The organism is Polaromonas sp. YR568, assembly GCF_900116715.1.
Lineage (GTDB): Bacteria > Pseudomonadota > Gammaproteobacteria > Burkholderiales > Burkholderiaceae_C > Polaromonas.
This window is the reverse complement of the sequence record NZ_FPBM01000003.1, coordinates 185012-206415: the sequence shown is the minus strand read 5'-3', so window position 1 is coordinate 206415 and position 21404 is coordinate 185012. Positions and strand designations below refer to the sequence as shown.

The following is a 21404-nucleotide window of genomic DNA, read 5'->3' as shown; positions in this document are numbered from 1 at the left end:
ATGGCAGTGGAGCGTCAAAGGCAGGCCGTAGCAGTGCAGCGCGGCTTCACGCTGGTGGAGCTGGTCGTCACCGTGGCCATCGTGGCCCTGCTGGCGTCGGTGGCCCTGCCGCTGGCCGAAGTCGCGGTGCAGCGCAGCAAGGAGCAGGACCTGCGCCGCTCGCTGCGGCAGATTCGCGATGCGATCGACGCCTACAAGCTGGCCGGGGACGAAGGGCGGATCGCGCGCAACGTCGGGGAGTCCGGCTACCCGAAGACGCTGGCCGTGCTGGTGGAGGGTGTGGAGGACGTCAAGAGCCCCAAGCGCATGAAGATTTATTTCCTGCGCCGCATCCCGCGCGAGCCTCTGGTGCGCGACGCATCGCTCAAGCCGGAAGAAACCTGGGGCCTGCGCAGTTATGCCTCCAGCGCCGAGAGCCCGGTGGAGGGAGACGACGTGTATGACGTCTATGTGAAGAGTTCGGGTTCGGGGCTCAATGGTGTGCCCTACAGGCAATGGTGACGGGGTGACGGCATGGCAATGACCCGACCCGATCATGCCGGCGCCCGGAGGCGCCGCCACAGCCGCGCCGGCGGTTTCACGCTGATAGAGCTGCTGGTGGTGATGGCCATCATCGCGGTGCTGCTGAGCGTTGCCGTGCCGCGCTACATGGGCAATGTGGCCAAGGCCAACGAAGCCGTCCTGCGCGAAAACCTCTTCAGCGTGCGCGACGTGCTCGACAAATTCCATGCCGACACCGGCCGTTACCCGGAGACCCTGGACGACCTCGTCACCAAAAAATACCTGCGCAAAGTGCCCATAGACCCGGTAACGGGCAGCACCGCCACCTGGATCATCGTGCCGCCCGAGAACCGGCAGAACGGCGCTGTCTACAACATCCACAGCGGCGCCCCCGGGAAGGCGCGCGATGGCTCGCTCTATGCTGAATGGTGAGGCGATGAGAGGCAGGGCGCACGCTCAGTCAGGCTTCACCTACCTGGGGGCCCTGCTGCTGATCGCCGTGATGGGCGCCATGCTGGCCTCGGTGGGCTCGGTGTGGCATACCGCCAGCCAGCGCGAAAAAGAAAACGAGCTGCTCTATGCCGGCGAGCAGTTTCGCAGCGCCATCCAGAGCTACTACGAAAAAACCCCGGGCGCGGCCAAGCAGTACCCGAAAACCCTGGACGAACTTTTGCAGGACAGGCGCCACTCCGTCGTGCAGCGCCACCTGAGGAAGATTTTTGTCGACCCGATGACGGGCTCCACCAAATGGGGCCTGCTGATGGCCGAGCAGGGCGGCATCCGGGGCGTGCACTCGCTGTCGGACGCCGAAGCCATCAAGACCGCGAACTTTTCGCGCCAGAACCGCGACTTTGAAGGCAAGATTCTGGTCGGTGAGTGGCACTTCACCCATGGCGCTGCCGCGCCCGCGCCCGAAGCCACCGGGCAGCGCCTGGGCAACGCGTCCCCGCCCGCGCCGCCGCCACAGCTCAAACCACAGCCCGCAACACTCCCGTAGAAGAAACCCGATTACCCCTTCCCGCCAGGCCTTAATCCCCTGCGTTCGATAATCTGCCCATGCAGATCGAAGAACGCCCCCCGGGAAACCCGCCGTTTGAAACCCCCTACGCCTGGATAGGCGGCGAAGAGCGCGTCAAAGCCCTGGTCGAGCGCTTTTACGACCTGATGGACCTGGAGCCTGGGTACACCGCCCTGCGCGCCGCCCACGGCAGCACGCTTGAGAACGCCCGCCAGCGGCTCTTCTGGTTTTTGTGCGGCTGGCTGGGCGGCCCGCAGTACTACACCGACCGCTTCGGCCACCCGCGCCTGCGCATGCGCCACATGCCGCAATCCACCGGCGGCGGCTCCATCGGCATCGCCGAGCGCGACCAGTGGCTGGCCTGCATGGACCAGGCCATGCGGGAGACGGGTGTGGACGAAGGCCTGCGCGTGCGGCTCAATGCGTCCTTCTTCCAGACGGCGGACTGGATGCGCAACCGGGGCGAGTAAGCCCGCGGCGCTGGCACCCTCTAACCCTGCGCCAGCAACACCACCAGCGCCCCGGCGCCGCCCTCGGCCGGCCGCGCCTGCACAAAAGCCAGCACTTCCTGCTTCTGGATCAGCCAGCTCTGCACCTTGCCCTTGAGCACCGGCGTTTTGCCCGGCGAGCCCAGGCCCTTGCCGTGCACCACGCGCACGCAGCGCCAGCCGACCTTGTGTGCATCTTTGATGAAGTGAGTGAGCGCTTCGCGCGCGTCTTCGCGGCGCAGGCCGTGCAGGTCGAGCTGGCCCTGGATGCTCCAGCCGCCGCGGCGCAGCTTGCGCACCACGTCAGGCCCCATGCCCGGCCGCCGGAAGCTCAGCGCCTCGTCAGTGTCCAGCAGCGTTTCGGCATCGAACTCGTCGGAGATCGCTTCACGCATTACCGCGAGTTCGTCGCGCTGCTGCTGCACCGGGATGGGCGCGGCTTGCACCTGCGGCAGCGAAGCCTTGTGGCCGGGCAGGTGTTTGGCGGGCAGGGCCTTGACGGGGCCGACGGCGCGCGAGAACAGTTCTTTCTCGGCCTTGGCTTTGGCGGCGGCTGCAATGCGCGCGGCTTCCTGTTCCTTGTCGAGTTTGACGCGGGCCTCGATCGCCTGCTTCACGCCCTTGAGGTCTTTGAGGTCCTTGAGTTTGGCTTTGCCTGCCGCCTTGGTGTTCATGAGGCCAATGATAGGCAAGTCTTCCCGGCGCGGGCTTTCTGTGAAGGGGAAGGCCTTTAAAGCAAACCCAGCTCGGCCATCGACACCGCCTCGGTGCTGGTCACCACAAAATGGTCCAGCACGCGCACGTCCACCAGCGCGAGGGCGGACTTGAGCGTCTGCGTGAGCGCCTCGTCGGCGCGTGAGGGTTGGGCGATGCCGCTGGGGTGGTTGTGGGCCAGCACCACGCTGGCGGCGTTGCGGGCCAGCGCGCGAACGATGACCTCGCGCGGGTAAACCGATGCCTGGTTGAGGGTGCCGCGAAAGAGCTCCTCCAGCGCGATCAGGCGGTGCTGGCTGTCGAGAAACAGCACCGCAAAAACCTCATGCGGGCGGTTGCCCAGCTGCAGTTGCAGGTAGTCGCGCACGGCCTGGGGGGTGTCGAACAGGGTTTTTTCCTTGAGCTTTTCGGCCAGCGCGCGGCGGGCCAGTTCCACCACGGCGACCAGTTGCGCCCGCTTGGCGGTGCCGCCCAGGCCGTTGATGCGGCGCAGGTCGTCGGCCGTGGCGTGCAGCAGCCCGGCCAGGCCGCCGAAGGTGTCCAGCAGCTCCTGGCCCATCTGCAGCACGTTTTTGCCGGGCATGCCGGTGCGCAGCAGCACGGCCAGCAGTTCGGCGTTGGTGAGGGAGGCGGGGCCGTGGGCCAGCAGTTTTTCGCGCGGGCGGGTGTCTTCGGGAAGGTCTTTGAGGATCATGGTGGCGCAGCGTAGCGGAGGGTGGGCTACGGAAGGGCTACGGGACGGCCACAGAGCTTGAAAACCCGGGAAAGACCCGAAAAGACCTGTTTTGGCCCGGCCAGGCCGTACTTTCTACAATAGGGGCTCTCTACTCGTTGATTTACCCGTTGACCAACACGGCCCGCCCCCGGGGCCGGCCCCGAAAGCCTTATGCCCACCGTGGAACTCTCCGCCGCCCCGCTTGTCGAGCAGGGCTCCTTCCTGACGCTGCACTACCGCATGGCCGGCCCTGCCGTGGGCGGCAAACCGGGCGCCGACATCATCAACACCTTTGACGGCAAGCCCGCCACGCTGAGCTTGGGCACGGGCGAGCTGTCGCCTGCCATCGAGCAACGCCTGCTGGGCCTGGCCGAAGGCACGCGCACCACCTTTGAGCTGCCGGCCGGCGAGGCCTTTGGCGAGCGCAACCCCGAGCTGGTGCAGTGGGTGGCGCGCAAGCTGCTTAATGAGCTGGGCGACCCGGACGAGCAGTACAAGGTGGGCGATGTGGTGCAGTTCCCCACGCCCGACGGCATGGGCCAGTACGCCGGGGCCGTGCAGCAGATCAAGCCCGATGGCGATGCGGTGCAGTTTGACTTCAACCACCCGCTGGCAGGCCAGCCTGTGGTGTTTGAAGTGCATGTGATTGGGGTTCTATGAACAAGGCCGTGCTTCCCCAGGAGATTCTTCTCGCGGAACCCAGAGGTTTCTGCGCCGGCGTAGACCGCGCGATCGAAATCGTCGAGCGCGCCCTGACGAAATTCGGCCGCCCGATTTATGTGCGCCACGAGATCGTGCACAACACCTACGTCGTCAATGACCTGAAAGAAAAAGGCGCGATCTTTATTGAAGAGCTGGACGACGTGCCCCCGGGTGCAACGCTGGTCTTCAGCGCCCACGGCGTGAGCCAGGCCATCCAGAAAGAGGCCGAGCGGCGCGGCTTCCAGATTTTTGATGCCACCTGCCCGCTGGTGACCAAGGTGCACGTCGAAGTGGCCAAGCTCAATAAAGAGGGCTACGAATTCATCATGATCGGCCACAAGGGCCATCCCGAAGTCGAAGGCACCATGGGCCAGCTCGACAGCGGCATCCACCTGGTCGAAGACGTGGAAGACGTCTGGCGCATCAGCCCCCTTCAGACCGAGCGCCTGGCCGTCGTCACGCAGACCACCCTGAGCGTGGACGACGCGGCCGAGATCAGCGCGGCAGTGAAAAAGCGCTTTCCGCAGGTGCGCGAGCCCAAACAGCAAGACATCTGCTACGCCACGCAAAATCGGCAAGACGCCGTCAAGGTGCTGAGCCCGCAGGTCGACATCCTCATCGTGGTCGGCAGCCCGACCAGCTCCAACAGCAACCGCCTGCGCGAGCTGGCCGCCAAGCTGGGCACCGAGGCCTATATGGTCGACGACGCCAGCGAGCTGAAAGAAGAATGGTTTGAAGGCAAGAGCCGCGTGGGCCTGACGGCCGGCGCGTCGGCGCCTGAAATTCTCGTCAAGCAGGTGATAGACCGCATCAAGGCGCTGGGCGCGGTGTCGGTGCGCAAGATGGATGGCATCGAGGAAACCATCAAGTTCCCGCTGCCCAAAGGCCTGAAGCTGGACGCGCAAGGCCATGTGCTGGAAGTGAACGACAGCCAGCTGCACCAGCTTTGATCCGGCTCTTTTCTTTTCCGACTTTCTGTTGTTTCGACCATGACCACTCGCAATCAAATTGAGAGCTGCCTGCGCACGTTCGATAAGGGCTACAGCCACTTCATTCGCACAACGCCGCTGTGGAAGCTGCCCGGCAAGGCGCTGGGCGTGGACTGCGCTGAAGTCTGGCTCAAGCTCGAGCACCTGCAAACCGGTGGCAGCTTCAAGGCGCGCGGCATGCTCAACCGCCTGCTCTCCAATACCATCCCGGCCAGCGGCGTCATCGTCGCCTCCGGCGGCAACGCCGGCATTGCCACCGCCGCTGCCGCGCGTGAGCTGGGCGTGCGCTGCGAAGTGTTTGTGCCTGAAGTCTCAACACCCGCCAAGCGCGCCAAGCTGGCTGCGCTGGGCGCCGAGGTGGTGGTGACGGGCGCGGCGTACGCCGATGCATTAAAGGCATGCCTCGCCCGCCAGCAGGAAACCGGCGCGCTGCTGACGCATGCCTATGACCAGCCCGAAGTGCTAGCCGGCGCCGGCACCATGGCGGCAGAAATCGAACAGCAGGGCGGCGTGCCCGACTCCGTGCTCGTCAGCGTGGGCGGCGGCGGCCTGATTGGCGGCGTCGCCGGCTGGTTTGAGCGGCGCTCCAGAGTCGTGGCGCTGGAGCCCGAGCTGGCGCCCACCCTGTACAAAGCCCGCGAGGCTGGCGAGCCGGTCGATGTGGCTGTCAGCGGCATCGCCGCCGATTCGCTGGGCGCCAAACGCATAGGCAGCCTGGCCTGGGAAGCCACGCAGGCGCATGTGCGCGACGCGCTGTTGCTGACCGACGAATCCATACGCGCCGCACAGCTATGGCTGTGGAAAGAACTCAAACTGGCCGTAGAGCCCGCCGCGGCCCTGCCGCTGGCCGCACTGCAAAGCGGCCGCTACATCCCGCGCGCCGACGAAAAAGTCTGCCTCATCATCTGCGGCGCCAATCTGGACCCGGCCAGCCTGAACTGAGCCCGTGACCTCACAAAATACAATCAAGCCATGCTAGACATTAACCTTCTCCGCAAAGATTTGCCCTCGGCCATCGCCCGCCTGGAAACCCGCAAAACCCCGCAAGCCTTTCTGGACGTGGCCGCCTTCCAGGGCCTGGAGGCCGAACGCAAGGCCCTGCAGATCCGCACCGAAGAGCTGCAGAACCAGCGCAACACACTCTCCAAACAAATCGGCCAGCTCAAATCCAAAGGCGAAGACGCCAGCGCCGTGATGGCGCAGGTGAGCGCCTCCAAAGCCGAGCTTGAATCGTCCGCCGCTCGCCTGGAGCAAATCCAGGCCGACATGCAGGGCCTGCTGCTGGCCGTGCCCAACCTGCCGCACGAAAGCGTGCCCCAGGGCGCGGGCGAGGCCGGCAACGTTGAAGTGCGCAAATGGAGCCCGGTTGAAGGCCTGGGCGGCTCGCCTGCTGCGCTCACCTTTGAAGTCAAAGACCACGTCGACGTGGGCCAGCCCCTGGGCCTGGACTTTGAGATGGGCACCAAGCTCACCGGCGCACGCTTTACCGTGATGAAGGGCCAGATCGCGCGCCTGCACCGCGCGCTTGCGCAATTCATGCTCGACGTGCAGACGCAGGAGCACGGCTACACCGAGTGCTACACGCCCTACATCGTCAACGGCGACACGCTGCGCGGCACCGGCCAGCTGCCCAAGTTTGAAGAAGACCTATTCGCCGTCAAAAAAGGCGGGCAGGAAGGCGCTGAAGAAGCCCAAAACGTGGCGCTGTACCTGATCCCCACGTCGGAAGTGTCACTGACCAACTTCGTGCGCGATGAAATTGTGGCCGAAGCCGATTTGCCGCTGCAGCTCACCGCACACACGCCGTGCTTCCGCTCAGAAGCCGGCAGCTACGGCCGCGACACCCGCGGCATGATCCGCCAGCACCAGTTCGACAAGGTCGAGATGGTGCAGATCACCCACCCCGACAAAAGCTACGAAGCCCTGGAAGCCATGACCGGCCACGCCGAAGCGATTCTGCAAAAGCTCGGCCTGCCTTACCGCGTCATGCTGCTGTGCACCGGCGACATGGGCTTTGGCGCCACAAAGACCTATGACCTGGAAGTCTGGCTGCCCGCGCAGAACACCTACCGCGAAATCAGCTCCGTCTCCAACTGCGAAGCCTTCCAGGCCCGCCGCCTGCAAGCCCGCTTCAAAAACGCCCAGGGCAAGAACGAATTCGTCCACACCCTCAACGGCTCAGGCCTGGCCGTAGGCCGCACCCTGGTGGCCGTACTTGAGAACTACCAGCAGGCCGACGGCTCAGTCGTAGTGCCGGAAGCGCTGCAGCCCTACATGGGCGGTATCAAGGTACTGGCCCCGGCCGGAAAGTAGGCCTCCCACAACTGTTAGAATCCGTTTTCCACACTGGAGAGGTGGCAGAGTGGCCGAATGTACCTGACTCGAAATCAGGCGTACCGCAAGGTACCGTGGGTTCGAATCCCACCCTCTCCGCCAAACATGCATCCAGACAAGTCCCGACGAATCTGAGAAATGCCTTGAAAGCCCCGCCTGCCGGGGCTTTTTCGTTTCTGGGAACTCAGATTGACTTAACACTCAGGCATTTTTGGGGCATAGCAAGCATGCCCATTGCGTTTGAACACCGCCGCTAAACCCGTAGGGTGCCATTTACCCATTGCCATGCGCTTGGCGACACGGCATCTATAAGTTGGAGCGTCCGGTGCTTTATGCGGACGGCCAGCGTGTCGTCGGCGATTGCACCAGGCGCAGGCCGCGACGATGTTGCCGGGCGTGGCCTGCCCGCCATCCCTCTCGGCAATTAGATGCTCAGCAGTGCATTTCAGTAGGTTTGCCTGGGCATTTGAAATGCCATGTGCGGAGGCGAACTGTTCAACTGCTTCTTCCCAAATGGGAAGTCCACAGTAAAAGCATAGGCAGTGCTGCCTGTGGAAGGCAATGAGGCGGAGTTTTTGAATGTGTGATTGAGTCATAGGGAAATCCACTTGGGTTAACAAGCAAATTCCCGATGACATATAGGCACATCATGGGGCACCGGCGGATTACTCCGAACGGCGATGCCTAGGCGTGGCTTAAGCCCTTTTAGCCTGGGACGGTCAGGGGCTGCATATCCTGAACGGGGACAGTCTACGAAATTCAGCGCCTCCCGTCTATCCTCGCTTGCTCAGTTCTTTAATAGAGGGATGGCTGGCCGGGTGGAGTGCGCCGATCAATCAAGCACCAATAGCGGCACGCTACGGCTGGACGCCAGCTTTAGTCAACTGTGCGATCAGGAAATTTATATACGTGTTCTGACAGGCTTCTTTGTTTGTGACGGCAAGCGTGGGATAAAAACAAAAAATACCGTCTGACTGATACTCGGTTCGATACATCACAACGGGGACGAACTGATTCGTCTGTGATAGCTGTCGAACATAGCCGCTCCACTTGCGCTCAATTAAATTAAATCTGCCGCTGCTACATCGGTACGCTTGATCGCCGCAGTCAAGGTTTGCGTCCAGAGGTGCGAGTAGGTAGCGTCGATTTTTATGGGGGACCCTGCAGCTTCCACCACCACATAGTCCGCATTGAATCCCCTCTTTTTGACGGCCTCTACTATCGCCTTAGCAGCAGGTTCTGAAAACGATTTGACATGAGCTTGCCGGGCGGGAGTCAGTCGAGTGCCTTCAGGCTCATACTCCATCTGCATATCAATAACGAGCATAATTTTCTTTGTCGGCACCGCTTGTGCAGGCGTCACTCGCTCTGAGATAAGAACCGGATCGCTCATAGTGCCGCAGCCGACCAGCGATGCGGCTGCCAAGATTAAAACAGCCCACCTACACAGCGGCTCCAGAAGGGATGAATTTTTATTCAAGACTATTCCTTGGTGATCGAATGCCCAAGCGCGCTACATCGTGCGCCCTGGAGGCGACGATCGGTAGCAATTATTTGGCAGGAAAAACGGGACCTAATTGAGCCACAAGGTGATCGATGTATTTCACCTGGCACTCAGCCTTGTTTGCGAACTGACTAATTGAAAAACAAACGATGCCGTCGGATTCATAGACTTGGGTGAACACTTTTCTAGCAGGCCGCTTTTCAGGAGTGACCCACAAGATGGCATCCCAAACTCTATATTTGAGATACCCTTTGCCGTCCATGGAAAGTTGCTTGATGTTCTCCGCAAGCACATGGGTGTAGCCAACTGGTATTTCCAGGTCATTTGAATCACTGATAATTTTGTAAGAGGCTTGACCTCCAAGCCCTTCTACCCGTTTTACAAACTCTTTCCCCGCAAGGTGATACAGGGTCTCGGCTTGCTCTGTAGTTCGATAGTGCCTTCTCTCCAACGCGATCCGAAACACAAGCAAGACATTGGGCTTGGCCGCCGTACGCTCTGCCATACCTGATTGACTGGTGATCCTCGGGTCGGGCATGGACATACACCCGCTAAGAACAGTCACCGCCGATATCGCTAGCCCTAAAGTCAGAAAGCGTAAGTATTTCATTGCAGGGGAGGTAAAAGTTGTTTCGTGCAGTCTAGCTGAGCCCTGCCCCGCTTCTGCTTTCGTTGACGTAGGGGTTAATCCGGCCCATCAAAGCGGACGGCCTTTCACTCGCCCGTCAGCCGCAAGCCCCACGCAGAACCCCTCAAGTACTAGCCCTGATCACCAGCTCATAGCCCACATCCACACTGGCCGTCGGCAGCGGCTGGCCGCGCATCAGCGCCAGCAGCATGGTGGCTGCGGCGTTGCCGATTTCGTTGCGGGGGGTGCGTACGGTGGTCAGGGTCGGCTGCATCTGGTCGCTGCCGGTGAGGTCGTTGAAGCCGGCCACCGCGATGCGGCCTGGCACGTCGACACCCAGGCGCAGTGCGGCCAGCAGGGCGCCTTGGGCCAGGTCGTCGTTGCAGAAAAAGATGGCGTCGATGGCAGGGGTCTGGCCGATGATCTGTTCGAACATGCGCCCGCCCAGCGCCAGCGAGGAGGGCGCGGGGTTCAGCCACTCCAGTGTCGGGTCGTAGAGGCCGGCCTCGGCCAGGGCGGAGCGCCAGCCTTCCAGGCGCTGCAGCGTGCGCGGGTCGAGCTGCGCGGCGGCGAAGGCGATGCGCTGGCGGCCGCGTTGCAGCAGGTGGCGCGTCATGGCGGCGCCGGCCTGGGCTTGTGAAAGGCCTACGCTGTACACGTCGGGCGCGGGGCTGGTTTCCATCAGGTGCACACAGGGCACGCCGCTGCCGGCGATGAGCGCGCGGGTCGGCTCGCTGCGCTCAAAGCCGGTCACCAGCATGCCGGCGGGCCGGTGCTGCAGGTGTTCGCGCAGCAGCGATTCTTCTTCCACCGGGTCGTAGTGGGTGATGCCGATCAGCGTCTGGTAGCCGGCGGGCCGCAGCGTGCGCTGCACGGCTTCCAGCACATCCACAAACAGCGCGTTGGACAGCATCGGAATGAGCACGGCCACATGGCTGCTGTGGCTGGAGGCCAGCGCGCGGGCTGCGGGGTCGGGCACGTAACCGAGCTTGGCCGCGGCCGCCTGCACGCGCACGACCAGGGACGGGGCCACCGCGCGCTCGCCGCGCAGCGCGCGCGAGACGGTGATGGGGCTGACGCCGGCGGCGCGGGCCACATCGGCCAGGGTGACGCGGCCGGTGGCGCGGGAGCGGGTGCTGGTCACGGAGGCTGACATAAGGGTAAGTCCCAGTTCAATCGGGTTAGTGGTCGCCTAGGATAGCGCTATCCGTAATGAATTGCTACTCAGCCAATTCATCAGGGAGGATTCGGCTCACCGTTGGTAACTTCACCAGCGCAGTGTAGCCATTTTTTTAACAGTCATGGGATAGCGCTATCCAAATGGGAATTTTTCTGGTGATGATGGGCGTGGCCGGTTGCGGCAAGTCCAGCCTGGGGCACGCGGTGGCGCGCGCCGAGGGCCTGGGTGTGGTGGAGGGGGATGACTTTCATGGCGAAGCCAGCCTGAACAAGATGCGCAACGGCGTGGCCCTGACGGATGCCGACCGCAAAGGCTGGCTCGAGGTGCTGGGCGAGCAGTTGCGCACCCATCCCCAGGGCCTGGTGTTGACGTGCTCGGCGCTCAAGCGCGCCTACCGCGACCAGCTGCGCGCGGGCACTGACGGCCTGCGCTTTGTGTACCTGGAGATCGGGCGCGAAGAGGCGCGGGCCCGCGTGGCCGCACGCGCTGCGACCCACTTCTTTTCGCAAACCCTGGTGGACAGCCAGTTCACCACGCTGGAGCCGCCGCTGGGCGAGCCCGGCGTGCTGCGTGTGGATGCCACCGCGCCCATTGCGCAGCTGCAGCGCCGCGTCTGCGACTGGCTGCACCCCCAACAGCACACACAAGCACAAGCGCAAACACAACAGACACAGCAAACACAACAGACACAAGGAAAAGGACAAACCGAATGAGCACTTTCAACGCATCCTCAGCGGCCCTGCGGATGGCCCGCATCGCCATGGCCGCGTGCCTGGGTGTGATGGCCCTGGCCGTCTTTATCAACGTGGTGCTGCGCTACGGCTTTGGCGCCGGCATCGCCGCGAGCGAGGAGCTGTCGCGCCTGCTGTTCGTCTGGATGGTGTTTATCGGCGCGACCGCCGCTTACCCGGCGGGTGAGCACATGGCTTTCACCAGCCTGGTTGGCCTGCTCAAGGGCCGGCCCCGCGCGCTGGCTTTCATGGCGGTGCTGATCCGTGCGCTGGTGGTGCTGGCCTGCGGCCTGCTCGCCTGGGGCGCCTGGCAGCAGGTAGTGGTGGGGCTGGACAGCCCCTCGGTGGTGATGGGCTACTCCGGCGCCTTGCTGCCGCTGCCGGTGCTTCTCTGCGCGGTGGCGATCGGTGTGATGGCGCTGCTGGAGCTGCTGCGCCGCGCGCCGCTGCAGCTGGACCACGAGAGCGACGTCGAATAAACCGGAACAGGAAAAAACGAAAAATGAGCAACGAAGCAATCGCTTTCATCGTCTTTTGCGGCGGCATGCTGCTGCTGATGGGCATAGGCCTGAACATGGCGCTGGCCCTGGTGCTGACCGGCGCCGGCATGGCCTGGGTGCTTGATTTTTGGGATACGCAGCTGCTGGCCCAGAACCTGGTAGCCGGGGTAGACAGCTTCCCCTTGCTGGCCGTGCCCTTCTTCATCCTCGCCGGCGAGCTGATGAACAGCGGCGGCATCAGCCGGCGCATCATCGAGATGGCGCAGGCCTGGGTCGGCCACATTCGCGGCGGCCTCGGCTATGTGGCCATTGGCGCGGCGGTGCTGATGGCCAGCATGAGCGGCTCGGCCCTGGCCGATACGGCTGCCCTGGCCACCATCTTGCTGCCCATGATGCGGCAGCAGGGCTACCCCATGCACACCTCGGCGGGGCTGATCGCTTCGGGCGGCATCATCGCGCCCATCATCCCGCCGTCCATGCCGTTTGTGATCTACGGCGTCACCACCAATACGTCGATCTCGGCGCTGTTCATCTCGGGTATCGTGCCGGGCCTCATCATGGGCGTGGGCCTGATCCTGGCCTGGCGCTGGGTGCTGCGCACCACGGACCTGCCCAAGGGTGAGCCGGTTCCCATGGCCGGGCGGCTGCGGGCCACGGCGCGCGCTTTCTGGGCCATGCTGATGCCGCTCATCATCATCGGCGGCATGAAGAGCGGTGTGTTCACCCCGACCGAAGCGGCGGTGGTGGCGGCGTTCTACGCGCTGGCCGTGGCGCTGTTTGTGCACCGTGAGATGAAGCTGGCCGAGATCGAAGGCGTGCTGGTGCGCGCCGCGCGCACCACCGCCGTGGTGATGTTTCTGTGCGCCGGTGCGCAGGTGGCCAGCTACATGATCACGCTGGCCGACCTGCCCGGTGTGCTGACCGCCTGGCTCGGCCCGCTGGTCAACAACCCGCGCCTGCTGATGGCCGTGATGATGGTCGCGCTGGTCGTCATCGGCACCGCGCTGGACCTGACGCCCACCATCCTGATCTTCGCGCCGGTGATGCTGCCCATCGCCGTCAAGGCCGGCATCGACCCGGTGTATTTCGGCCTGATGTTCGTGCTCAACGGCGCGATCGGGCTGATCACGCCGCCGGTGGGCACCGTGCTCAACGTTGTGGCCGGCGTGGGCCGGCTTTCCATGCACCAGGTGATCAAGGGGGTCAACCCTTTCCTTGTCACCTACCTGCTGATCCTGGTGCTGTTCGTCGTGTTCCCCCAGCTCGTCACCGCGCCCGTCGCGTGGATGCGCTGACTTTCCCCCGTGTAGTTCCCCCCGTGTATTTCCCCGTGCATCCATCCAATAAAACGTTAGGAGACATTTCATGACATCACTTCGCCGCACCTTCACCGCCGCCTGCGCGGCGGCCGCCCTTTGCGCCTCCTTCGGCGCGCTGGCCCAGGACATCAAACCCCGCCTGATCCGCTTCGGCTACGGCCTCAACGAGCAGAGCAACCAGGGCCGGGCCGCCAAGGTCTTTGCCGACGCGGTCGAGAAGGGCTCCGGCGGCAAGATGAAGATCCGCGCCGTCGGCGCCGCCGCCCTGGGCTCCGACGTGCAGATGCAGCAGGCCCTGATGGGCGGCGCGCAGGAGATGATGGTGGGCTCCACCGCCACCCTGGTCGGCATCACCAAGGAGATGGCGCTGTGGGACACGCCCTTTCTCATCTCCAACGCGAAGGAGGCCGACATCCTGCTGGACGGCCCGATCGGCGAGAAGATCAAGGCCAAGCTGCAGGAAAAAGGCCTGGTCGGCCTGGTCTATTGGGAGAACGGCTTTCGCAACCTCACCAACAGCAAGCGCGCCGTTGCCAAGATGGAGGACCTGGACGGTGTGAAGCTGCGCGTGATGCAGAACAACATCTACCTGGACAGCTTCAAGATGCTGGGCGCCAATGCCGTGCCCATGGCGTTTTCCGAGCTGTTCAGCGCGCTGGAAACCAATACGGTGGACGGCCAGGAGAACCCGTTCAACACGATTTTGTCCAGCAAGTTCTATGAGGTGCAAAAGTACCTCACAGTGACGAACCACGTCTACAGCCCCTGGATCGTGATGGTCAGCAAGAAGTACTGGGACCAGCTGTCCAAGGCCGAGCAGAAAGTCCTGATGGACGCGGCCAAAGTCAGCCGCGACTTCGAGCGCAAGGACACGCGCGAGGAGGCCTCCAAGGCGCTGGCCGACCTCAAGGCCAAGGGCATGCAGATCAATGAGCTGAACGTGAGCGAAGCCTCCCGCATGCGCAACAAGCTCACCCGCGTCTACGCGCAGATCGGCACCAGCGTGGGCATGGACCTCTGGATAGAGACGCAGAACGAGCTGATGCGCATCCGCGGCCAGGGCAAGTAAAGCGCAACAAGCGACAAGCTGACTTTTCGGGGGCAGGCCCGCCTGCAAGCGGGCTTGTCACTCCACCATGTCCGAACACGGGTTGGCCAGGGCGTACCAGATCAGACGTTGAAACAACACATGCCAACCCCCTCAATGGCAAGGCTTGACCGTAACGTGCCGCACATCGTGCGCCGCGTTATGCGCCAGCGGGCTTTCCGCAAAGGCCACGCCGTAAAGCACTACCATGCCGAGCAAGGCGGCTGCGGCCAGTTGGCGCATGAGGCTGGCTGCGGCGTGGTTTACGGGCAGGGCATCGGAAATAGGGGCGGTTGTCATGACTGGCCTTTGTGTGATGTCAAGGTGTGAATGAGAGCTTAAAGCGTCTGGAGGTGTTCGTCGAGTGCCATGGCACCGGCGATGACGGTGGCGTCTGCGCCGCGTGCGCCTATGAGTGACAGGCCTGCGGGCGCGCCGTCGAACTGTGTCCAGGGGAAGCTGATTTCGGGCAAGCCGGCGAGCCCGGCAACGCCGAGCAGCGATTGCGCGCGGACGCGCATGGCTTCGAAGTCTTCTGGGCTGGAGGTAACCGGCGGTGCAATGCAGGGGGCGGTCGGCCACAGAAAGCAGGCGCATTCGCTGCCGAGCAGCGACGTAATCTGCACGTTGGCCGTCACGCGCACCTGCTGGGCCGCAGTTACTTGTGCTGGGGTAATGCGGGAGGCCATGTCAAAACGCCTGCGCACGTCGGCGCCCAGGGTGTCGCCGTGTTGGCTGACCCAGGGGCCGTGTTGTTGCCAGATTTCCGCGGCTTGCAAGGTGCGGTGGGCTTGAAGCCATGCGGCCAGCGGCAAGGTGCCGACGGGCAGGCTTTTGATGGGGCGGATCTTTTCAATCCGCTGTATGAGTGCCAGAAACCGCCCGCGCAGCGCAGGCTCGCACAAGGCCAGTGCGTCGTCTACCACTATCAGGGATGTGCGGGCGGGTACGGGCATCTCGGCATGAGCCAGCAGGCTGAACACTTCGGCCATGTGTTCACCGCGCCTGGCGAACCAGCCCACGGTGTCGAAGCTGGGCGCCAGCGAGAAGCCGCCGTTCTTTGCGATGCGGCCATGCGTGGGCCGCAAGCCCCACACGCCGCAAAAACTGGCGGGCAGGCGCATGGAGCCACCGCAGTCCGACCCGATCGCGATGTCGGCGTGCCCGCCGGCCACGGCCACCGCAGAGCCGGACGATGAGCCGCCGGGGATGCGGCCGGGGCTGCGTGGATTCTCGGGCGTGCCGTAATGCGCGTTGATGCCGAGCACGCTGTACGCGAGTTCGTCCGTCACGGTTCGCCCAACCCACTGCGCACCGGCCTCCAACAACAACCGTATTGGCAGTGCTGTGGTACGTGCTGCGGTCTGCTGCGATAGCCAGAGAGGGTTGCCGGCGCCTGTGCGTGAACCAGCCACATCAAACACATCTTTGGCGGCCAGGCTCAGGCCTTGCAGGCGGGAAGAGGTCGCGACCACTGCCGGGCTGTCGCCGAATCCTTCGGTCAAAAAAGCGCCGTTCAGGCCGGGATGCAGCAGCGCAGTGCCCATGCTCAGTCCTTGGCGAGCTTTAGCGACTCGATCAGCGGTTGCCACAGCTTGCGCTCCTTGCGCATGGCTTCGGCAAACACGGCGGGACTGCTGGCGACGATGTCGGTGCCGCTTTCGGCAAAGGCTTTTTTGACATCGGCGTCTTCGGTGAGCAGGCGGTGGATCTCTCGCTCGAGCACGGCGAGCACCGGCTTGGGCGTGCCTTTTGGGGCAAACGCGCCTATCCAAACGCGCACGTCGACGCCCGCGATGCCCAACTCGGCCAGGCTGGGCACGTCGGGCAAAAGGGCGGCGCGCTTGTCGCCGGTGACGGCCAGGGCGCGGCCCCGGCCGCTGTCAACGAGTGTCTTGACGCTGGAGACGCTGTTGAATTCCATCTCGATCTCGCCGGCCATCAAGGCGGTGGTGAGGGGCGGCGTGCCGCGGTAAGGGATGTGCTGGATCTTGGTACCGGTTTTGATCTTGAAGATTTCACCGGCCAGGTGAATGACGCTGCCTTCGCCAATGCTGCCGATGTTCACCTGCCCCGGGTTTTTCTTGGCCAGGTCAATCAGTTCCGCCAGGTTGTTGGCTGGCACCTTGGGGCCGACCAGCAGCGCGAGCGGGTAGCTGCCCAGCATGCCCAGCGGCTCGAAGTCGGTGACGGGATCAAACGGCAGTTTGGTCTTCATCAAGGGTGCGAGCACATGGCTGCTGTTGCTGGCCAGCAGCAGGGTGTAGCCGTCGGGCTTGGCCTTTTGCACAAACACTTCACCGATCAGCCCTGTCGCACCGGCGCGGTTTTCAACGATGAAGGGCTGGCCCAGTTTGGCCGACAGCTTCTGGCCGATCACGCGGGCATACACATCGGTGGGCCCGCCTGCCGGGAAGGGCACCACCAGCGTCACGGGCCCGGCGGGATAACGGGCCTGCGCATGCAAGGCCGCAGGCGCGGCGGCCAGCAGGCAGTTCATTGCCAGCAAGGCCAAAGAGGACAACAGGGGGCGCTTGTTCATTGAATACTCCAGGTTGCGGAAAAGGCCGCTCACACCCCGGCGCACAGGCGCCGGTACGAGGTGAGGGAATGCATTGTCTGGCGGGTGTCAGCCATCTCCATGCCCGCTGGGCGGCATTGGCGGGACTTCAATTCATGTTGGCGCGCATCTGCGTGCACCGCGGCCATTTATGTCTGCGTGCGTCAAACCGGACATTGCTGTTGAACCTTGGCTGCCTGCGCCATCGATGAAGTTATCGACGCAAAGCGCGGCCCACGCTTCAGAACAGGGCAGCCGCCTGCTTTTGGTGCTTCGCCTGCAGACATGCACCATACGAGCAAATTCGGCGCTGGCAGGCCGGCAGGGGAAGCGTCCGTTTTTGCGTGTGCGTTCACTTGCGGCCAAAAGCAGGCGGGCATCTCGCCAACCCTCACGCCATGCAAGACAAGCCCCTCGCATGGGCACAAAGCTCGCACGATACTGCGGGCGCGCCTGCTGCAGTGGCGGGCGTCCTTGTGGAGCACAACATGTTGATGGGGAAAATTCCGGTCACGGTCATCACCGGCTTTCTGGGCGCAGGCAAGACCACGCTTGTCAACTGCCTGCTATCCGACAACCGCCACCTGCGCCTCGGTGTGGTGGTCAATGAGTTCGGCGAGCTGGGCATCGACGGCGCTTTAATCGATGCGGACGAAGACGCCATCGTGGAGATCAACAACGGCTGCATCTGCTGCACGGTGCGTGTGGATTTGGTGCGCAGCATTCTGCGCCTGCTCGACAGCGCCTCGCCGCCGCTCGAGCGCTTGATCGTCGAGACCTCGGGCCTGGCCGACCCGGCGCCGGTGTTGCAAAGCTTTCTGGCAGACCCGGCCTTGCGGGAACGAGTCTTTCTTGAATCAGTGGTCACCGTGGTGGACGCCCAGCATGCCGTGCAGGTCTGGCATGACCCTGTGGCGCGTGAGCAGATTGCCTTTGCCGATGTGGTGCTGGTCAGCAAGTGCGAGGCATTGCCGGCTGCGGCCTATGAAAGCATTGAGCGGGAACTGCGCACCATCAACCCCACGGCGACGGTCGAACGCACGTTTCGCGGCGAATCGAAGGTGCAGATGTTCGGAACTTGCCGTTTCTCCATCGCCCAGGCTTTGGACATTGAGCCGGACTTGCTGGTGGAGGGCGCGCACGACCATGAACATGACAGCAGCATCACTGCCTGGTCGCTGGCCAGCCCCGGCAGCCTGGACGCCGCGCGCTTCAACACCTGGATGAATCGGCTGGTTCAATCTGACGGCAAGAACCTGCTGCGCATGAAGGGCATCTTGAGCCTGGCCGGCGAGCCGCGCAGGTACCACTTCCATGGCGTGCACATGTTGCTGGAGACCACGCCCGGCAAGCGCTGGCTGCCCTGCGAAAGGCGCGAAACACAGCTGGTGTTTATTGGGCGAGCGCTGGACGCCCGCGCATTGTCAGAGCAGTTCCGCGCCTGCGCCGTGGCCGTGCAGCGTGACGAAGCACCGCCAGGGAGCCCGGCATGAAGCTGCAGCACCATCTGGGCGGGCTGGAAAACCTGGGCCCTGTGAATGTGGAGACTGCCGTCTTCGTCCAGCCATGGGAGAAGCGGATCTTCGGCATCCACACCGTGATGATGGCGGAAAGCGCCCACCTGAAAGATGCCTTGCCGCGCTACCCGGTGCAAAGCCTGCCGACGGCCTTTAAGGATGATTGGACATGGGCCTCCTTGCGCACCGGCGCCGAGGGCATGCAGCCCTTTGAGTATTTCAAGTACCGCTATTACGAGAAGTGGTTGATGGGCATCTCGCAGTTTTTTGTGGACCGCGGCTACGTCACGGCCGATGAACTCGATGATCGATCAAGCTTTTACAGCCGGCAGCCTGAGGCCGCGCTGCCCGACAAACCCAACCTTGCACTCAAGGCCCAGGTCACACGCTACTTGAAGGAAGGCGATTCACCACTGCGCCCGCTGCCGGCGCGGCCGCGCTACCAGTTGGGCCAGAAGGTGAAGGTGGCTGATCCGGAGGCGGTGGACCACACGCGCCTTCCGGGTTACCTGCGCAACCAGGTCGGCACGGTCACCCTGGTGTATCCCGGGGCCTATGCCTATTTTGTGAACACCGGGCCGGACGGCATTGGCAAAGCCATGCCGGTGTACCAGGTGGTTTTTGCGGGTGATGAGATATGGGGTGCCGGAAAGTGCGAACCCAATCTGGAAATTTATGCCGACCTGTTTGAGGCCTATGTGGGCCCGGTTGAACGCGTTGCCCAGGGAGAAGCCGCATGAGTGATTTATTTGCCTACGACCGGGAGCGAGAGAAAAAAAGCGCCGCCAAAGTCCGCGCGCTGGAGGCGCTGCTGATCGAGAAGGGCGTGATCGGAAGCGACTCGGTGGATGCGGTGCTGTCGCATTTTGAGTCGGTCGCCGGGCCTTTTAATGGTGCGCGGCTGGTGGCCAGGGCGTGGCGTGACCCGGCCTTCAAGCAGCGCCTGATCGACGACACACCGGCGGCCATCGCGGAGATGGATTTCCCGCAGGGCATGGACGGCGCCGAGGGCGAGCATATGAAAGCGGTGGCCAATGAGCCGGGTGTTCACAACCTGGTGATCTGCACGCTGTGCTCCTGCTACCCGTGGCCGATTCTCGGCCTGCCTCCTTATTGGTACAAGGACCCCGTCTTTCGCGCCCGGGGTGTGCGCGAACCGCGCGCCGTGCTGCGCGAGTTCGGTGTGTCGCTTTCCGACGAAACGCAGGTCAGGGTGTGGGACAGCAGCGCGCAGATACGCTGGTTTGTCGTGCCTGACAGGCCTGCGGGCACCGAAGACCTAACCGAGGATGAGCTCGTGGCGCTGGTGACGCCGGAGTCACTCATGGGCGTGGCGCTGGCGCGAAGCGCGCAGAGGCCGGCCTGATGTTCACCCGGTTTGAAGACCATGCCGCCGCCCAGATGCTGGGTCAGCCCGACGTGCCGCCGTTCAGCCAGGGCAAGGTGCTCTTCACGCAAGACTGGCAGCGCAAGGTGTACGGCCTGGCGCTGGCGGTTTCGAAAGAAGGTTACTTTGAGTGGGAAGACTTTCGCCAGAACCTCATCACGGCGATTGCCCAGTGGGAGCAAGGCGGATGCCCGGGCCAGCCGCAGTGGGACTACTACGAGCGCTTTCTGGATGCGCTGCTGAATGTGCTGCAGTCCAGCGAAACACTGACGGCCGATGAGTTGAACCGTTGCCTGGAGAACGCAGGCACCGGCCCTGCGGCAACAGCGGGTAGCGCCGCGTGATGAAGGCGCAGGCCTGGAAGCAGCGCGATTGAGCCGCCGGGTGGTGTTTGCTACCATCCCCCGATGAAAAAAGTTTCCGTGGGCATGCTGCTCTTTCCGGGCTTCCAGCTATTGGATATCGCCGGGCCGCGGGATGCGTTTGCGGAGGTCAAGATTCTCAGTGAGGGGGAGTGCCAGTACGAGATCATGACGGTCGGCTCGACGCGCAGCAGCATCTCGTCTTCCAGCGGCATGACGGTGGTGCCTGACCGGACCATCTTTGACCCTTGCCCCAATTTCGACACCGTGATCGTTCCTGGCGGGCTGGGCATCTTTGAGGTGATGAACGATGTCGCGCTCAGTGCGTGGCTGAAGGCGCAGAGCCGCAGCTGCCGCCGGCTGGCTGCGATTTGCAATGGGGTGTTTGCGTTGGGGGCTGCGGGGCTTCTGGATGGCAAGACGGTGAGCACGCACTGGATGGATGCGGCACATCTTTCGAAATCGTTTCCCCGCGCGCATGTGCAGTCGGACCAGATCTACATCAAGGACAAGCAGCTCTACACCACGGCCGGTGTCACGGCGGGCATTGATTTATCGCTGGTGATGGTGGAGGAAGACTTTGGCCGGCCGCTGGCGCTGGGCGTGGCCAAGTTTTTGATTGTGTATTTGCGCCGCTCGGGCGGGCAGTCGCAGTTCAGCCCCTTGCTGAACATGCAGGCTGAGCGCGATACCGATGTGGAGACGGTGCAGCGCTACATCCTTGAAAGCCTGCAGCTTCCGCATACGCTGAACTCGATTGCCAGCCGCGTGCATATGAGTGCGCGCAATCTGTCGCGGGTGTTTGCGCGGGAGTGCGGTGTGAGCCCCATGGCTTTTTTGAATGACGCGCGCATCGACGCGGCGCGCCGCATTCTGGAAAAGACCGATCAGTCCATGAAAGAGATCGCCGCCCATTGCGGCTTTGAGACACCCGAGGCCATGCGCCGCGCTTTCCGGCGGCGCCTTCAGCTGACGCCACCGGAGTACCGCCGGCGCTTTCATTCGGGCGAGTTATGGCAATCCGACAAAGCAGCCCTGGACAGCGGCGGGGACGACTAGCCGGGGCGGCGAGATGGATGTGGCCCAAAGCATGCTTGCAATAGCGATGAAGTGGCGAAGATGCGGTGGCCATCGCCGGGCCTCTACTGGTTTACCGCGCTGTCATTTT

Annotated in this window: 26 protein-coding genes and 1 tRNA gene; 18 read left to right on the top strand and 9 right to left on the bottom strand. The window is 63.3% G+C overall.

From position 1 onward, the window contains the following. From BM408_RS08455 to BM408_RS08440, 4 genes are read left to right on the top strand one after another with little or no spacing between them, the layout of a single operon-like run. A complete protein-coding gene (locus BM408_RS08455; protein WP_092128930.1) occupies window positions 1-501 on the top strand; it encodes a type II secretion system protein in 501 nt (166 codons plus the stop codon). A gap of 18 nt (window positions 502-519) precedes the next feature. Continuing rightward, the gene (locus tag BM408_RS08450) at window positions 520-933 is read left to right on the top strand and encodes a type IV pilin protein (RefSeq protein ID WP_092128928.1); all 414 of its coding nucleotides are present in this window, start codon (window positions 520-522) and stop codon (window positions 931-933) included. Beyond that, a complete protein-coding gene (locus BM408_RS08445; RefSeq protein WP_139237323.1) occupies window positions 908-1498 on the top strand; it encodes a type II secretion system protein in 591 nt (196 codons plus the stop codon). Before BM408_RS08450 ends, BM408_RS08445 begins: the two co-directional genes overlap by 26 nt. 59 nt (window positions 1499-1557) lie before the next feature. Beyond that, window positions 1558-1989 carry a group II truncated hemoglobin gene (locus BM408_RS08440; RefSeq protein WP_092128923.1) on the top strand — a complete coding sequence of 144 codons (432 nt, stop codon included), beginning with the start codon at window positions 1558-1560 and terminating at the stop codon, window positions 1987-1989. A 20-nt stretch (window positions 1990-2009) separates the two neighbouring features. Here the strand turns inward: BM408_RS08440 and BM408_RS08435 are convergent, their stop codons facing one another. Both BM408_RS08435 and radC read right to left on the bottom strand, forming a co-directional pair. Further along, on the bottom strand, window positions 2010-2681 hold the full coding sequence (locus BM408_RS08435) for a Smr/MutS family protein (RefSeq protein WP_092128921.1): 672 nt from the start codon (window positions 2679-2681) through the stop codon (window positions 2010-2012). Window positions 2682-2737: 56 nt separating this feature from the next. After that, complete coding sequence (gene radC / locus BM408_RS08430) at window positions 2738-3415, bottom strand: RadC family protein (protein ID WP_092128919.1); 678 nt, start codon at window positions 3413-3415, stop codon at window positions 2738-2740. Between the two features lie 192 nt (window positions 3416-3607). On the opposite strand from radC, the gene BM408_RS08425 reads away from it, so the two are divergent. The 5 genes from BM408_RS08425 (at window position 3608) to BM408_RS08405 (ending at window position 7563) form a co-directional block, all read left to right on the top strand. Beyond that, window positions 3608-4096 carry an FKBP-type peptidyl-prolyl cis-trans isomerase gene (locus BM408_RS08425; protein WP_092128918.1) on the top strand — a complete coding sequence of 163 codons (489 nt, stop codon included), beginning with the start codon at window positions 3608-3610 and terminating at the stop codon, window positions 4094-4096. Next, complete coding sequence (gene ispH / locus BM408_RS08420; protein WP_092128916.1) at window positions 4093-5088, top strand: 4-hydroxy-3-methylbut-2-enyl diphosphate reductase; 996 nt, start codon at window positions 4093-4095, stop codon at window positions 5086-5088. Before BM408_RS08425 ends, ispH begins: the two co-directional genes overlap by 4 nt. 39 nt (window positions 5089-5127) lie before the next feature. Continuing rightward, the gene (locus tag BM408_RS08415; protein ID WP_092128914.1) at window positions 5128-6069 is read left to right on the top strand and encodes a threonine/serine dehydratase; all 942 of its coding nucleotides are present in this window, start codon (window positions 5128-5130) and stop codon (window positions 6067-6069) included. A gap of 30 nt (window positions 6070-6099) precedes the next feature. After that, the gene (gene serS / locus BM408_RS08410; RefSeq protein WP_092128912.1) at window positions 6100-7440 is read left to right on the top strand and encodes a serine--tRNA ligase; all 1341 of its coding nucleotides are present in this window, start codon (window positions 6100-6102) and stop codon (window positions 7438-7440) included. 35 nt (window positions 7441-7475) lie between these two features. Continuing rightward, a tRNA-Ser gene (locus tag BM408_RS08405) sits at window positions 7476-7563 on the top strand. Between the two features lie 92 nt (window positions 7564-7655). Here the strand turns inward: BM408_RS08405 and BM408_RS23250 are convergent. The 4 genes from BM408_RS23250 to BM408_RS08385 all read right to left on the bottom strand — a co-directional run bounded on the left by BM408_RS23250 (window position 7656) and on the right by BM408_RS08385 (window position 10749). Next, window positions 7656-8057 (bottom strand): HNH endonuclease, encoded by a 402-nt coding sequence (locus BM408_RS23250; RefSeq protein WP_175541732.1) that lies wholly within the window; start codon window positions 8055-8057, stop codon window positions 7656-7658. Between the two features lie 464 nt (window positions 8058-8521). After that, window positions 8522-8941: a hypothetical protein gene (locus tag BM408_RS22705; RefSeq protein WP_139237322.1), complete on the bottom strand. Its 420-nt coding sequence runs from the start codon at window positions 8939-8941 to the stop codon at window positions 8522-8524. Window positions 8942-9011: 70 nt separating this feature from the next. Beyond that, entirely contained in the window at window positions 9012-9575 is a 564-nt protein-coding gene (locus BM408_RS08390; RefSeq protein ID WP_092128906.1) for a hypothetical protein, read from the bottom strand. 142 nt (window positions 9576-9717) lie between these two features. Then, on the bottom strand, window positions 9718-10749 hold the full coding sequence (locus BM408_RS08385; protein ID WP_092128904.1) for an HTH-type transcriptional regulator GntR: 1032 nt from the start codon (window positions 10747-10749) through the stop codon (window positions 9718-9720). Window positions 10750-10913: 164 nt separating this feature from the next. Between BM408_RS08385 and BM408_RS08380 the strand changes: the two genes are divergently transcribed. The 4 genes from BM408_RS08380 (at window position 10914) to BM408_RS08365 (ending at window position 14392) form a co-directional block, all read left to right on the top strand. Next, window positions 10914-11486, top strand: a complete 573-nt coding sequence (locus tag BM408_RS08380; RefSeq protein WP_254774743.1) for a gluconokinase — start codon at window positions 10914-10916, stop codon at window positions 11484-11486. Continuing rightward, the gene (locus BM408_RS08375; RefSeq protein ID WP_092128902.1) at window positions 11483-11983 is read left to right on the top strand and encodes a TRAP transporter small permease subunit; all 501 of its coding nucleotides are present in this window, start codon (window positions 11483-11485) and stop codon (window positions 11981-11983) included. Before BM408_RS08380 ends, BM408_RS08375 begins: the two co-directional genes overlap by 4 nt. A 23-nt stretch (window positions 11984-12006) precedes the next feature. Then, a complete protein-coding gene (locus BM408_RS08370; protein WP_092128900.1) occupies window positions 12007-13299 on the top strand; it encodes a TRAP transporter large permease in 1293 nt (430 codons plus the stop codon). A 70-nt stretch (window positions 13300-13369) separates the two neighbouring features. Next, the gene (locus BM408_RS08365) at window positions 13370-14392 is read left to right on the top strand and encodes a TRAP transporter substrate-binding protein (RefSeq protein WP_092128898.1); all 1023 of its coding nucleotides are present in this window, start codon (window positions 13370-13372) and stop codon (window positions 14390-14392) included. 132 nt (window positions 14393-14524) lie between these two features. On the opposite strand, the gene BM408_RS08360 is transcribed toward BM408_RS08365, so the two are convergent. From BM408_RS08360 to BM408_RS08350, 3 genes are read right to left on the bottom strand one after another with little or no spacing between them, the layout of a single operon-like run. Next, window positions 14525-14710 (bottom strand): CbtB domain-containing protein, encoded by a 186-nt coding sequence (locus tag BM408_RS08360; RefSeq protein WP_092128895.1) that lies wholly within the window; start codon window positions 14708-14710, stop codon window positions 14525-14527. Window positions 14711-14748: 38 nt separating this feature from the next. Next, window positions 14749-15957 (bottom strand): amidase, encoded by a 1209-nt coding sequence (locus tag BM408_RS08355; protein WP_092128893.1) that lies wholly within the window; start codon window positions 15955-15957, stop codon window positions 14749-14751. Between the two features lie 2 nt (window positions 15958-15959). Continuing rightward, window positions 15960-16952 carry a Bug family tripartite tricarboxylate transporter substrate binding protein gene (locus tag BM408_RS08350; RefSeq protein ID WP_092128891.1) on the bottom strand — a complete coding sequence of 331 codons (993 nt, stop codon included), beginning with the start codon at window positions 16950-16952 and terminating at the stop codon, window positions 15960-15962. 416 nt (window positions 16953-17368) lie between these two features. Between BM408_RS08350 and BM408_RS08345 the strand changes: the two genes are divergently transcribed. From BM408_RS08345 to BM408_RS08325, 5 genes are all read left to right on the top strand, one after another. Next, a complete protein-coding gene (locus BM408_RS08345; RefSeq protein ID WP_254774742.1) occupies window positions 17369-18463 on the top strand; it encodes a CobW family GTP-binding protein in 1095 nt (364 codons plus the stop codon). Beyond that, a complete protein-coding gene (gene nthB, locus BM408_RS08340) occupies window positions 18460-19227 on the top strand; it encodes a nitrile hydratase subunit beta (RefSeq protein ID WP_092128889.1) in 768 nt (255 codons plus the stop codon). Before BM408_RS08345 ends, nthB begins: the two co-directional genes overlap by 4 nt. Then, complete coding sequence (nthA, locus tag BM408_RS08335; protein ID WP_092128887.1) at window positions 19224-19853, top strand: nitrile hydratase subunit alpha; 630 nt, start codon at window positions 19224-19226, stop codon at window positions 19851-19853. Before nthB ends, nthA begins: the two co-directional genes overlap by 4 nt. Then, on the top strand, window positions 19853-20218 hold the full coding sequence (locus BM408_RS08330; RefSeq protein ID WP_092128885.1) for a nitrile hydratase accessory protein: 366 nt from the start codon (window positions 19853-19855) through the stop codon (window positions 20216-20218). Before nthA ends, BM408_RS08330 begins: the two co-directional genes overlap by 1 nt. 63 nt (window positions 20219-20281) lie before the next feature. Next, entirely contained in the window at window positions 20282-21295 is a 1014-nt protein-coding gene (locus tag BM408_RS08325; RefSeq protein ID WP_092128883.1) for a GlxA family transcriptional regulator, read from the top strand. The last annotated feature ends 109 nt before the right edge of the window (window positions 21296-21404 follow it).